Below are 12004 nucleotides of genomic sequence, written 5' to 3' on the forward strand. Positions count from 1 at the left end.
TGCCTCCTCCGCGTCGCCACCACCCGCCCGCCTACGGCTTCATCAGCACCGATGCCGACGGGTGATCGCTGACCCAGTCCGCGGCGAGCGGGGCGATGAACACGTTCTCCGTGCGCGTGCGTGTGATCCTCCAGGTATCGCCGGTTTTTCGGAAGGCGTTGTTGAGCCGGCTGGAGCGCAGCAGCGCCTTGCCGTCGGAGAACAGCCAGGGCTGCACGTGGATCCACTGGCCGGTCGCCTCGTCGCCGTCGACGTGGATCTGCTCCGAGGTGAGGTAGTGGGCGTTGAGCAGCAGCGCCGGGTCCTGCTTCTGGCCCCAGAAGGCCTCGAAGTGCGCGCGGATCGCGGCGGCGCCCTCCGCGCGGCCGAACTGGCCGTCGTAGTACTCGCCGACGCCCTCCCACACGGCGTCGTCGGTGTAGAGCTCCATGATCAGGTCGATGCGGTGCGCGTCGTCGCGGACGCCGTACTCCGGGCACGGCGTGTCGCACAGGAACATGTAGCGGGCCTGGATCCGGCGGATCTCGGCCTCGGCCTCCAGCACCTCGACCCGGCGGGCCAGCTCGGCGACGGTCTTCTCCAGCGACATCGGCGGTGTTCACCTCACAGGGCGTTGGGTCCGGCAGGAGCGTCCCCGGCGCGCGGTTCGGCACAGCGCTCTCGGCGTTCCGCCCAGCGGAGTGCACAGTGGACGGCCAGGAGTCCTGGGCGCGACGGAATTCCGGTTCTCCGCGCGGACTTCGGCGATCGGGCCGAAACGGCCCGCGAGATGCATCCTGCACCAACCGACGGCCGCAGCGGAACCCCCGCACCGCGAAAACCCCCGAGCGGCGCCGATCCGCGCCCAACGGCCGCTCCACCACCGCACTCCACATCATCACCGCAGGTCAGCGAATTCGGAATCGGTTCACATCGGCGGCCCGCCTGAAGGAATCCCCTACGCCCGCAGGGGCTCTACCAATTCCCGGCCCGCAGACCGGCACCTACTCTCGGCAACCACCCGGGCAGCGGCGCGACGAGGAGGCCGATGTGATCCCGATCCGGAGCAGCCGCCAGGACGGAGCGCCGCAGCCGCGCACCCCACTTCTCTCTACAGTGGACAAACCTTCCACGCTGCGCGACCGGGCGAACACGTGTGCGGCCGATGACCGTGCGGGAGGATTCGCGTGAAGATCACCGCTGTGGAGGCGATCCCGTTCGCCATCCCGTACGCCAAACCGCTGAAGTTCGCCTCCGGCGAGGTGGCCACCGCCGAGCACGTGCTGATCCGCGTGCACACCGAGGACGGCATCGTCGGCGTGGCCGAGGCACCGCCCCGCCCGTTCACCTACGGCGAGACCCAGGCCGGGATCGTCGCCGTCGTCGAATCGCTCTTCGCGCCGCAGGTCACCGGGCTCCGCGTCACCGAACGCGAGGTCGCCCGCGCCCGGCTCGGCCGCACCATCGGCAACCCGACCGCCAAGGCCGCCATCGACATGGCGATGTGGGACGCCTTCGGCAAGACCGTCGGGCTCGGCGTCAGCGAGCTGCTCGGCGGCTACACCGACCGGCTCCGGGTCAGCCACATGCTCGGCTTCGACGAGCCCGCCGCGATGGTGGCCGAGGCGGAGCGGATGATCGCCACCCACGGCATCCGCACCTTCAAGGTGAAGGTCGGCCGCCGCCCGGTCGACCTGGACATCGCCGTGGTGCGCGCCCTGCGCGAGGCGTTCGGCGACGGCGTGGAGCTCTACGTCGACGGCAACCGCGGGTGGACCCCGGCGGAGTCGATGCGGGCGATGCGCGGGCTCGCCGACCTCGACCTGCTCTTCGCCGAGGAGCTCTGCGCGGCCGACGAGGTGCTCGGCAGGCGCTGGCTGGTCGGCCACCTGGACGTGCCGTTCATCGCCGACGAATCCGCGGTGACCCCGGCCGACATCACCCGCGAGGTGCTCGGCGGCTCGGCGACCGCGATCAGCATCAAGACCGCCCGCACCGGTTTCACCGGTTCCCAGCGCGCGCACCACCTCGCCGAAGGGCTCGGCGTCGAGGTCGTCATGGGCAACCAGATCGACGGCCAGCTGGGCACCGCCTGCACGATCGCCTTCGGCGCGGCCCACCAGCGGACCTCGCACCGCGCGGCGGAGCTCTCCAACTTCCTGGACATGACCGACGACCTGCTCACCGAACCGCTGCTGATCACCGACGGCGAGCTGCGGGTCCGGCCCGGTGCCGGGATCGGGGTCGAGATCGATCCGGACAAGCTCGCCCGCTACCGCACCTCGTGAGAACCGGAGGAACCCAGATGAGCACCACCGACGAGACCGCCACCGCAGCCGCTTCCGGAGCCGCCGCGACCGAGCGCTTCCACCACGACAAGTCGCCCTACGACGCGGTCCGCGACACCCCGAAGGAGCGCGTCGACCTGCTGGCCCGCGAGGTCCTCAGCGCGATCCACGACACGATCCGCAGGCACCAGGTCACCTACGACGAGTACAACGCGCTGAAGGCGTGGCTGATCCAGGTCGGCGAGGACGGCGAGTGGCCGCTGTTCCTGGACGTGTGGGTGGAGCACGTGGTCGAGGACGTGGCCACGGCCGACCGCCAGGGCAGCAAGGGCTCGATCGAGGGCCCGTACTACGTCCCGAACGCCCCCGAGCGCGGCGCGGACGCCGATCTGCCGATGCGCGACGGCGAGGCGGGCACCCCGCTGCTGTGGGAGGGCTCGATCACCTCGGTCGACGGCACGCCGCTGGCGGGCACCGTCGAGCTGTGGCACGCCGACGCCGACGGCTACTACAGCCAGTTCGCCCCGGGCATCCCGGAGTGGAACCTGCGCGGCAGCTTCACCACCGGCCCGGACGGCAAGTTCCGGATCCGCACGATCCAGCCCGCGCCCTACCAGATCCCCACCGACGGGGCCTGCGGCAAGCTGATCGCCGCGGCGGGCTGGCACGCGTGGCGCCCCGCGCACCTGCACGTGAAGGTCTCCGCGCCGGGCCACCAGGAGCTCATCGCGCAGCTGTACTTCCCCGGCGACCCGCACAACGACGACGACATCGCCAACGCGGTGAAGCCGGAGCTGATCCTCGCGCCGGTCGGCCAGGACGACGGCAGCGCTAGGATCGACTACGGATTCGCGCTCGACCGGCAGGAGGACTGACCGTGCTGTTCCAGGTCCGAATGGACGTCCACCTGCCGCACGACCTCGACCCCGAGGCCCGCACCGAGCTGCTGGCCAGGGAGAAGGCCTACTCGCAGGACCTCCAGCGCGCGGGCAAGTGGCCGCACATCTGGCGCATCGCGGGCGAGTACGCGAACATCTCGATCTTCGACGTGGACTCCAACGACGAGCTGCACACCCTCCTGTCGGGCCTGCCGCTGTTCCCGCACATGAGCATCCACGTGACGCCGCTGGCCACCCACCCGTCGGACATCAACGCCTGACGCTCCACTGAGGACGGACGGGGTGCTCGTGCCCCGTCCGCTCCCGTGAAACCCTACCCGCGGCATGCGTCGCTGGCCTACTGTGATCGAGTTCCGGGAATTCGATCTTCGGGGGCATCGGTTGCGCAAGCTGCTGCGTCGGGCGCGTTCCAAGGCCGACCACACGTGGTTCCTGGCGGTCCGCGAGTGGCCGGTGCTGGTGTCGGCCCTCGGCGTGCTGCTCGGCGCGATCACCATCCTGCCCAGCGCGGTGGGCGTGGTGATCTCGGTGATCGCCCTGCTCCTGGGCACCGCCACCTTCGTCCGCGACCTGCGCAACCTGCGCAAGCGCTGGTCCTCCCACGAGTTCTCGCTGATCGCCGCGCCGTTCCCGCACGAGCAGATCCCGCCGCCGGCGGCGTACCCGGAAGCCGGTTACAGCTACCTGCCCAACCGCGGGACCGCGCTGCTCAGCGACGAGATCGACCGCGCCTTGCGGGAGCGCACCTTCGCCGTGCGGGTGGCCGACGAGCCATACCGGCTCCCACCGGTCCTGCGCGCCACCGCCCCGCACGTGCTGCCCATCCGGGCCCGCGGACGCCTGCTGTTCAACGGGCCGGTCGTGGGCCTGCGAACCGATCCGCTGCCGGGCGACGGCGAGACCGAGCTCCAGCTGCACAAGGCCCGCTTCTTCGACTTCCAGTGCTCCAACGAGCTGTGCGCGATGCGCATCACCAACCGCGAGACGGGCGAGGACTTCGACCCGCGCCGCCGCCTGCTCACCGACGCTTCCGGTCGTGCCCGCACCCTGGCGGCCAGCGTCCTGTCCGACGTCGTGGGGATCTCCACGCTGGCGATCACCACCGACGGCCGGCTGCTGCTGGTGAGCCAGTCCGACCGCAACACGGCCAGCCCGCTGCTGCTGGCCCCGTCCGGCAGCGGCTCCCTGGAACCCCGCGACCTCGTCGACTCCGACGGCAAGGCACGCCGCACCCTGACCGACGTCGTGCGAACCGGCATGGAACGCGAGCTCTGCGAGGAGACGGGCCTGCACCCGGACACCATCGCGAGCACGGAGCTGACGGGCTTCGCGCGCTGGATGGAGCGCGGCGCGAAACCGGAGTTCTTCGGCGTGACCGAACTGTCGGTGTCGAGCGAAGAAATCCGAGGCACGGGACCGAGAGGAGCGGAACGCCTGTACAGCTCCGACGTCACAGTGCTGGAGATCGACCTCGACGCGCTGGGAGCCGAACTCGGAACGGGAACGGCCGTCCTCGACGCCCCGGGCCTCCCACCGATGATCCGCGACGTCGGTTCCCTCCCGCTCCTCCTCGCCATCCGCGCAGCAGCCCGCCACCGCACTGCCTGACCGGCGCGAGCAGTCCGAACTGAGCCCACGTGGAAAGCACGGAGCCTGGTCAACAATCGGAAGTGCGCAGCCACTACCAGCTCGAATTCCTCCACGAGGAAGCACCGAACGCCTTCGACGTGGGCTACGCCGCTGAGATCCGCGCCGCGCTGGAGGACCAGTACAACGGCGAGAGCCCCGGCGACCGTTGATCAAGATGTCGGCCGGTTCTGCCATGCTGCGCCGCGATGATCCGATTACAGGAAGCAGCGACATGACGGACCAATCTCTGCTGGGCAGCTGCGGGATGCCGCGACCGCTCCCGCCCGACCCGCTGAGCCCGATTCCGGACGCGGTCGAACGCGAACTGGCGGCCTACCGGGTGGGCGATACCGGGAAGGCGAAGGCCGCGCTGAGCACGATCGCCGAATCGGGCCGCACCGCCGTGGCCGGGCACGCCGCCATGGCGCTGGCGGGCGTCGAACTCACCGAGAACGGGCTCGGCGAGGAATGCGAGAAGTGGCTGGAGCAGGTCGCCGCGGGCGAAGATCCCTGGCTCGGCCCCCTGGCCGTGGTGATGCTCTCCGCGGATTTCGATGACGGTGTCGCGGGCCCCGAGCCCGTGCTCGACCACCTCGCCAGCCAGCTCACCGGAGACCTGGCGGCCGCTCGGGAGGGATTCGAACGATCCCTCGCCCACCTCGAAGAGGCGTGGGCGAACGAGGCCGAGTACGACGACGACGCCATCAGCACCATCTTGAGGCAGCGAGACATCACCAAGCTCCTCCTGGGCAACCTCCTGATCCAGGCCGGCGACTCGGCTGCCGCCCTCGAACCGCTGAGCAGCGCCCGGTCGCATTGCGACGGCCTGCTCGCCGCCTACGCGGGACACCTGGAAGCGCACGTGCTCATCGAGCAGGGGAAGAACGAGCCCGCGAGCGAGGTGCTCAGCTACGCGTTCGGCGAGTCGCTCCCGGCGAACAGCCGTGCCGACGGACTGACCCGGTGGGTCGGCATCCGGTACGGCGAGCACCTGGCGGGCAACCCGTGGATGGACATCGTCGCCGACCAGGTCGAGGACAACCCGGGCGTGACCGAAGGCACCGTGGTCCGCGGCCCGTTCGAAACCGCCTGCCACTTCGAGGCGCTGAGCCGACCCGCACTGGCCGAAATCGGCTTGCACCTGTTCCCCGCTTCTCCGGACTTCGAACCGGTGCACGCGACTCTGGAGCGGCTGAAGACCTGGAGCGACGAGCGGCACGAACGCGCCCGCAGGCTGATCTTCGTGCTCCACCAGTACGTCGAGGACTCGCGCGACGAGAAGAAGACGCAAGGCTTGGCGGAGCTGTGGAAGCAGCTCGACCTCCCCGCCCCCCGCTGAACCCGCCCCGGTCGGGGCGCGGTGCGGGGTGAATTCCCGAACCGGCCCCGCCCGGGCCCTCGGCCGCCTAGCCTGGCGCGGTGATCAGACGATCCACCAGGTGGAAAGCGATCAGTCCCGCCGGGTTCCTGCTGGTGCTGCTGTGCTTCGGGCTGCCTTTCCTCACCTTCTCCTGCGAGGGGCCGACCGGGACGATCAGCGCCGACATGACCGGCTGGGACATGGCGTTCGGCGGTGAGCCGACCATGACCGCCACCGGCGTCCTGGATCCGGAGGCGATGCGGTCGCCCGACGCCCCCGAGGAACCGATCCCGGTGCAACCGCTGGTGCTGATCGCGTTCGCGGTCGTCGTCGCGGGCGTTGCGCTGTCCTGGATGAGCCGGTGGATCGGGATTCCGGTCGGCGTCGCCGCCGCCCTGCTGCTGATCGCCGGCCAGGGGCAGGTGCGCCCCAGCCTCATCGCCGATATGCGGGAGGCGAACGACTTCCCGATCAACCTGCCCGAGAGCATGTTCACCTACCGGTACGGCTACTGGACGTCCCTGGCGCTCCTGGTCGGCATCGCGATCTACAACGTCGTCGAGATAGTCCTGAGCCGCCGAACCCCATCACCGGGTTGAACCGGCGATCAGTCGGCAGGCTCGGTGAAGTGCTGCTCCACGAGGCTCAAGCCGATCGTTCTTCTCCGCTGCCCGCCGCCCGACGATCGCGACGGGTCCGGTAGACCTCGGTTTCCAGCGCGTCGAGGCGGCGCGCCCAGCCGGCGGGCGGAACGAACGGAGCGAGCCATTCGAGCAGTTCGGTGAACCGGGCGACGTCGAGCACGTAGAGCCGCCGCCTGCCGACGAGCTGATCGCGCACCAGCCCGCTCTCCCGCAGAACCCGCAGGTGACGGCTGACCGCCGGGCGGCTGATCTCGAACCGCTCCGCGATCTCCCCCGCGGACAACCGGGCGCTCCGCAGCATCTCCAGGATCTGGCGCCGCACCGGGTCCGCGATCGCCTTCGCCACCTCGTCCACCACCTGAGCGTAACCAACTGGTTACCCGATGCCAAGGTGTCGCACGCCGGGCCGACCCAAGCTTCGGATTCCACAGTGGACTCCGGTAGGCACTGCCACCCCTTCATCGGGGACGGCGGTGAGCATCTCCCGAATGCCACCGCTGTCGGTGCCATCTGAGAAGGTGGATGGATGATCAGCGTTCCTGGAATCTCGGAAGTCATCGTGATCATCGCGGTGCTCGCCGTCATCATCGGCATCGGAGCATGGCTCGTTCACGCCTTCAAGAAGTGAGCACATCCACTTAGGACCGAACCACCGGTGCGATCCAGCCGGTCCGCACGACACCCGAAATGCCCGCTCTGCGAGGAATCGGGCGCATCGAACCGACCTGCACCGACCTGAACTCCGACGACGCCGAGGTGCGGCGGCGGGAACCGCATTCTCACCCGGATCGCCCTGGTCACGGATGGGGTCTGCTCTGGCAGACTGATCCGTACCGGCGTCTGACGAGACGCCCGGGCAGCTACCGCAGGAAGGATCGGGCCTGTGCAGGATCTCGGTGCCAGTGCGTTCGACCTGGCGTTCCGCGGCCGGAGGGTCGTTCGCGACCGCGCGCTGGTGATGGCCATCGTCAACCGCACACCGGACTCCTTCTACGACCGCGGCGCCACCTTCGAGGAGGACGCCGCCAAGACCGCCGTCGAGCGGGCCGTCGCCGAGGGCGCCGACGTGATCGACATCGGCGGGGTGACCGCGAGCCCGGGCGCCGAGGTGGACACCGACGAGGAGATCCGCCGGGTGCTGCCCACCGTCGAGTGGGTCAAGGCCACCTACCCGGACGTGCTGATCAGCGTCGACACCTGGCGGCACGAGGTCGCCGACGCGGTCTGCCGGGCAGGCGCGGACATCATCAACGACGCGTGGGGCGCCGCCGATCCCGAGATCCTCGACGTCGCGGCGACCTACTCCGCCGGCTACATCTGCACCCACTCCCCGCGCACGCCCCGCTCCGTGCCCGTCCGCTCGGACTACGAGGACGTCGTGCGGGACGTGGTGACGTCGACCGTCCGGCTGGCCGAGCTCGCCGAGTCCCGGGGCGTTCCGCGGGCGGGCATCCTGATCGACGGCACCGGGTACGGCAAGAACACCACCGATCACCTCACCCTCGTCGCCCGCACCGAGGAGATCGTCGCCGCGGGCTGGCCCGTCCTGATGGCGCTGTCCAACAAGACCTTCGTCCGGGAGAGCCTGGACTTGGACGTGGCCGATCGCGACGAGCTGCTCACCGGCACGCTGGCGGCCACCGCGCTCGCGGCCCGCGCCGGTGCGGCGATGTTCCGCGTGCACCAGACCTTGCAGACCCGGCGCACGCTGGAGATGGTGGCCTGCATCAACGGCACCCGGACGCCCGCACGGGCGCAGGAGTGGATTTCGTGATCAAGCAGATCTGGCCGGAGCCCGCCGACATCGACGACGAGCGGCTGGAGCAGCTCTACACCTACCCGGAAGCGCGGCGCTGGCTCGCGGTCAACTACGTCTCCAGCGCGGACGGAGCCGTCGAGGTCGGCGGCCGCGCGCGCCAGCTGTCGAGCCCGGCCGACCAGAAGGTGCTCAAGCTCGGCAGCGACCTCGCCGACGTGCTCATCGTCGGTGCGACCACGGCGATGGTCGAGGAGTTCCGCGGCGTGCACCCGGACGAGGCCACGCTCGAACGCCGCCGCAGGCACGGGCTGCGCGATGTGCCGCCGACCGCGGTGGTCACGACCGGCCGGTCGCTGCCCGCCGACGCACCGGTGATCACCGAGGCGGCCACGCCGACCCTGGTGATCACCTGCGCTTCCGCTCCCGAGTCGAAGCAGAAGGCGTGGGAGGCGGCCGGCGCCGAGGTGCTGATCGCCGGGCAGGACGAGGTCGACCTCGCCGCGGCGGTGGAAGCGCTGGTCGAGCGGGGCCTGAACCGGATCGACTGCGAAGGCGGCCCGCACCTCTTCGGCGGGCTGCTCGCCGCCGGTGTGGTCGACGAGCTCCGGCTGACGGTCGCCCCGCTGCTGGTCAGCGGCACGCACGAGCGGATCGCCACGGGTCCGTCGCTCGACCCGGTCGAGATGGAGCTCGCCTCGGTGCTCACCGAGGACGGCGCCATGCTGGTGCGCTACCTGGTGCGCAACCGCCCGTAGACCTCCTGACCAGTTCGGCCCGGCGTTCCGCGCGAACGCCGGGCCGAACTTTTTGCATCTACTTCCACATCTGCGTACGCTTTCAATATTGCAAGTAGATGCAGATGGGAGAACCCCTGATGAACGGCACGCCCGAGCTCGACCAGGTCGCCGCGGCACGGCGCCAGCTCGCGACCCACGCCCAGTACCCGGCCGCCTACTGGGCGGCCTACGGAGTCGTCCTGGTACTCCTGGCCGGTCTCCCGATATGGAACACCTGGTTGAGGCCGGGCAGCGGCCCCTACATCTCGTCGGCGCTCACGGTGCTGGCCATGGGCTCGGCGATCTACGCATCGGTCCGGCGCCGCCGGACCGGCGTTCACCTCCGGAAGCGGATCACCGCCTACCCCAGCGCCTGGCCGATCTGGCTAGTCGGCATCGCGATCGCGCTGATCGGCCTCTTCGGCCTCCAGGCGCTGGTCAGCAGCGGCCAGCGCGAGATCGCGCTCCTGGCGCTCCCGGTCGTGGCGCTGGCCGTGTTCCTCATCCAGTTCAAGACCCGCTCGGCGATGCGCCGGGACATCGAAGAAGGCCGGGTCAGGTCGTGACCGAGCAGGAGGAGAAGCCCGGCCGGGACCCGATCTTCGAAACCGGCCCGAGGCTGGCGCTGTGCGCACTGCTGCAGGGCGCGGAGTGGGTCGACTTCGCGACGGCCCGGGACATGCTGGGAGCGACCGATTCCGCGATCTCCCGGCACAGCCGCGCGCTGGAGGACGCCGGCTACCTGGAGGTCCGCAAGGGCTCAGTGGGCCGCCGCCCCCGAACCTGGTTCCGCCTCACGAAAACCGGCCAAACGGCGATCCGGTCCCACCTCGACTGGCTCACCCGGCTACGCGAAACCCTCGACACCTGAGCCCCGCCAACGCGAAGCTTCCTGCGACCTAGTCCTGCCCTTCAAGTCCGACCACGCACGAACCTGTCCACAGTGGATCACTGCCGTCGTCGGCGAGCTGCGCTTCGTAGAGCGCCACCTTGCGGGAGACCAGCGCCAAGCAGCCCTGCAGTTCCTCGATCTGCGCCGACACCCGCTCCCGGTGGCTCTGCAGCAGGGCGAGCCGTCCCTGCATGGTCGACTCCCCCTCCTGGACCAGCGCCACGTACTCGCGGATCGCAGGGAGGGGCATTCCCGAGGCCCGAAGCCTGGTGCACAGGTAGAGCCAGCTCAGATCGCTCTCGCTGTAGACCCGCTGGCCGCCGACGCGGCGCACCGGATTGATGAGCAGCCCTTCCTTCTCGTAGAAGCGCAAGGTGTGGACGCTGAGACCGGTGCGCTCGGCGGCCTGTCCGATGCTGAGGAGGGCAGGGGTGCGCGACATGTTCCGAGTCTATGGACTTGCCCTGGAGTCGACTCCAGGTTCTAGCGTCTGCGCCCATGACTGATTCTCCTGTCACATTGATCACCGGTGGTTCCAGCGGCATCGGAGCGGCGGCGGCCCGACTGCTGCTGGACCGCGGCCACCGGGTCGCCGTCACCGGGCGGAACCGCGACCGCCTGGACAGGTTCACCGGAAGTTGCGAACGGCCGGAAGCGGTGCTGGGCCTGACCGCGGACGCAGCCGATCACGATGCGATGCACTCGGTGGTGGAGACCGCCTTGAAGCGGTTCGGACGGCTGGACGCGGTCGTGGCCAACGCGGGATCCGCCACCCCGGACAGCGTCATCGACGGCGACCCCACCAGGTGGCATGAGATGGTGCTGACCAACGTCCTGGGACCCGCGCTGCTCATCCGCCACTCGATGGAGGCGCTACGAGCGACCCGCGGCCGGATCGTCCTGGTGGGCAGCGTCGCGGGCTTCATCCACACCCCCGGCAACCTCTACGGCGCGACGAAGTGGGCGATGACCGGCCTTGCCGAGAACACCCGCCGCGCGGTGACCGAACACGGCGTGGGAGTAACGCTGATCGCACCCGGACGTGCGGACACCGACTTCTGGGAAACCCTGGGAGGCCGACCCGAAGGCCTCCTGCTGACCCCCGAACAGGTCGCCGAATCCATCGTGTGGGCGATCTGCCAGCCACCCGGGGTCGACGTCAACACAGTGGTCGTCCGCCCAATCGGCCAACCCGTCTAATCCGACGCGGGCCTGGACCGAAACCGGCTCGGTGGGCGCGCTTTCGGGCCGCCCGGGGCTACCGGCATTTGCGGATTGCTGCGCAGACCTGGACGGTCGTCGGGGAACAGGATCGACATGGCTGTTGTGGCTTCGGGAGGATTCGGTCTCTGCCATGCTATTCGGCATGGCGATCCGCGTGTGGGTGGACGACTGGCAGATGCAGTGCTGCGGGGCCGCTTTCCGCATCGGGGACGAGGTGACGTGGACGCTGGTTACCGAGAAGCGCACGGACAAGCTGACCGAGCTGGTCGGGCTGGACATCGGTGCGCCGGTCACGCACGTCGAGGAGCACCACGGGCGTCTTCCCGAGGGTGCGCCGACGACTCGCGGCGTCGTGACCGCGATCCACGCCGTCTTCGGCCGATCCGAACCTCGCCCTGGCGGTGAGAAGAACGTGCGCTATCCGGTCCCCGGCTCCGGCCGCCTGCTGTGGATCCACGAGGCGGACGGGTGGGAAGACGAATCCGCTGTCGGCGCGGAGCACTTCCGCGGCTACATCGTCGACCTCGACGTGCACCGCTGAAGAACCACCGTCC

General features: G+C 69.8%; 16 protein-coding genes. 13 read left to right on the forward strand and 3 right to left on the reverse strand.

What is annotated here, in order from left to right:
• Positions 1-31 precede the first annotated feature (31 nt).
• Entirely contained in the window at positions 32-589 is a 558-nt protein-coding gene (locus C4T78_RS26070; RefSeq protein WP_093159665.1) for a nuclear transport factor 2 family protein, read from the reverse strand.
• 577 nt (positions 590-1166) lie between these two features.
• On the opposite strand from C4T78_RS26070, the gene C4T78_RS26075 reads away from it, so the two are divergent.
• The 7 genes from C4T78_RS26075 (at position 1167) to C4T78_RS26100 (ending at position 6754) form a co-directional block, all read left to right on the forward strand.
• Positions 1167-2267 (forward strand): mandelate racemase/muconate lactonizing enzyme family protein, encoded by a 1101-nt coding sequence (locus C4T78_RS26075; protein WP_093354249.1) that lies wholly within the window; start codon positions 1167-1169, stop codon positions 2265-2267.
• A gap of 17 nt (positions 2268-2284) precedes the next feature.
• On the forward strand, positions 2285-3142 hold the full coding sequence (gene catA / locus C4T78_RS26080; protein ID WP_093354251.1) for a catechol 1,2-dioxygenase: 858 nt from the start codon (positions 2285-2287) through the stop codon (positions 3140-3142).
• A gap of 2 nt (positions 3143-3144) precedes the next feature.
• A complete protein-coding gene (gene catC / locus C4T78_RS26085) occupies positions 3145-3426 on the forward strand; it encodes a muconolactone Delta-isomerase (protein WP_093159657.1) in 282 nt (93 codons plus the stop codon).
• A 121-nt stretch (positions 3427-3547) separates the two neighbouring features.
• Positions 3548-4774 carry a hypothetical protein gene (locus C4T78_RS26090; protein WP_093354254.1) on the forward strand — a complete coding sequence of 409 codons (1227 nt, stop codon included), beginning with the start codon at positions 3548-3550 and terminating at the stop codon, positions 4772-4774.
• Between the two features lie 62 nt (positions 4775-4836).
• Positions 4837-4965, forward strand: coding sequence for a hypothetical protein (locus C4T78_RS37135; protein ID WP_258958359.1), 129 nt, complete (start codon positions 4837-4839; stop codon positions 4963-4965).
• 62 nt (positions 4966-5027) lie between these two features.
• Positions 5028-6134, forward strand: coding sequence for a hypothetical protein (locus C4T78_RS26095; protein ID WP_093354257.1), 1107 nt, complete (start codon positions 5028-5030; stop codon positions 6132-6134).
• 80 nt (positions 6135-6214) lie between these two features.
• Positions 6215-6754, forward strand: coding sequence for a hypothetical protein (locus C4T78_RS26100; protein WP_143185895.1), 540 nt, complete (start codon positions 6215-6217; stop codon positions 6752-6754).
• A gap of 46 nt (positions 6755-6800) precedes the next feature.
• On the opposite strand, the gene C4T78_RS26105 is transcribed toward C4T78_RS26100, so the two are convergent.
• Positions 6801-7154, reverse strand: a complete 354-nt coding sequence (locus tag C4T78_RS26105; RefSeq protein ID WP_093354580.1) for a metalloregulator ArsR/SmtB family transcription factor — start codon at positions 7152-7154, stop codon at positions 6801-6803.
• A gap of 603 nt (positions 7155-7757) precedes the next feature.
• Here C4T78_RS26105 and folP point away from each other — a divergent pair.
• The 4 genes from folP to C4T78_RS26125 all read left to right on the forward strand — a co-directional run bounded on the left by folP (position 7758) and on the right by C4T78_RS26125 (position 10205).
• Positions 7758-8573, forward strand: a complete 816-nt coding sequence (folP, locus tag C4T78_RS26110) for a dihydropteroate synthase (RefSeq protein ID WP_093354583.1) — start codon at positions 7758-7760, stop codon at positions 8571-8573.
• Entirely contained in the window at positions 8570-9313 is a 744-nt protein-coding gene (locus tag C4T78_RS26115; protein ID WP_093354262.1) for a pyrimidine reductase family protein, read from the forward strand. Before folP ends, C4T78_RS26115 begins: the two co-directional genes overlap by 4 nt.
• Before the next feature lie 104 nt (positions 9314-9417).
• Entirely contained in the window at positions 9418-9900 is a 483-nt protein-coding gene (locus C4T78_RS26120) for a hypothetical protein (protein WP_235863623.1), read from the forward strand.
• A complete protein-coding gene (locus tag C4T78_RS26125) occupies positions 9897-10205 on the forward strand; it encodes a winged helix-turn-helix domain-containing protein (protein ID WP_093354267.1) in 309 nt (102 codons plus the stop codon). Before C4T78_RS26120 ends, C4T78_RS26125 begins: the two co-directional genes overlap by 4 nt.
• A 28-nt stretch (positions 10206-10233) precedes the next feature.
• On the opposite strand, the gene C4T78_RS26130 is transcribed toward C4T78_RS26125, so the two are convergent.
• On the reverse strand, positions 10234-10668 hold the full coding sequence (locus C4T78_RS26130; protein ID WP_093354269.1) for a MerR family transcriptional regulator: 435 nt from the start codon (positions 10666-10668) through the stop codon (positions 10234-10236).
• Between the two features lie 56 nt (positions 10669-10724).
• Between C4T78_RS26130 and C4T78_RS26135 the strand changes: the two genes are divergently transcribed.
• Both C4T78_RS26135 and C4T78_RS26140 read left to right on the forward strand, forming a co-directional pair.
• Complete coding sequence (locus C4T78_RS26135; protein ID WP_093354272.1) at positions 10725-11426, forward strand: SDR family oxidoreductase; 702 nt, start codon at positions 10725-10727, stop codon at positions 11424-11426.
• A gap of 166 nt (positions 11427-11592) precedes the next feature.
• Positions 11593-11991 (forward strand): DUF6578 domain-containing protein, encoded by a 399-nt coding sequence (locus C4T78_RS26140; RefSeq protein WP_093354275.1) that lies wholly within the window; start codon positions 11593-11595, stop codon positions 11989-11991.
• The last annotated feature ends 13 nt before the right edge of the window (positions 11992-12004 follow it).

This window comes from Saccharopolyspora kobensis (genome assembly GCF_900108315.1).
GTDB classification, from domain to species: domain Bacteria; phylum Actinomycetota; class Actinomycetes; order Mycobacteriales; family Pseudonocardiaceae; genus Saccharopolyspora; species Saccharopolyspora kobensis.

Excerpts from the sequence above, each read along its gene's own strand:
- C4T78_RS26070 (WP_093159665.1), bottom strand. The coding sequence starts at position 589 with ATGTCGCTGGAGAAGACCGTCGCCGAGCTGGCCCGCCGGGTCGAGGTG.
- catA (WP_093354251.1), top strand. The coding sequence starts at position 2,285 with ATGAGCACCACCGACGAGACCGCCACCGCAGCCGCTTCCGGAGCCGCC.
- C4T78_RS26095 (WP_093354257.1), top strand. The coding sequence starts at position 5,028 with ATGACGGACCAATCTCTGCTGGGCAGCTGCGGGATGCCGCGACCGCTC.
- folP (WP_093354583.1), top strand. The coding sequence starts at position 7,758 with ATGGCCATCGTCAACCGCACACCGGACTCCTTCTACGACCGCGGCGCC.
- C4T78_RS26120 (WP_235863623.1), top strand. The coding sequence starts at position 9,418 with ATGGGAGAACCCCTGATGAACGGCACGCCCGAGCTCGACCAGGTCGCC.
- C4T78_RS26130 (WP_093354269.1), bottom strand. The coding sequence starts at position 10,668 with ATGTCGCGCACCCCTGCCCTCCTCAGCATCGGACAGGCCGCCGAGCGC.
- C4T78_RS26135 (WP_093354272.1), top strand. The coding sequence starts at position 10,725 with ATGACTGATTCTCCTGTCACATTGATCACCGGTGGTTCCAGCGGCATC.
- C4T78_RS26140 (WP_093354275.1), top strand. The coding sequence starts at position 11,593 with ATGGCGATCCGCGTGTGGGTGGACGACTGGCAGATGCAGTGCTGCGGG.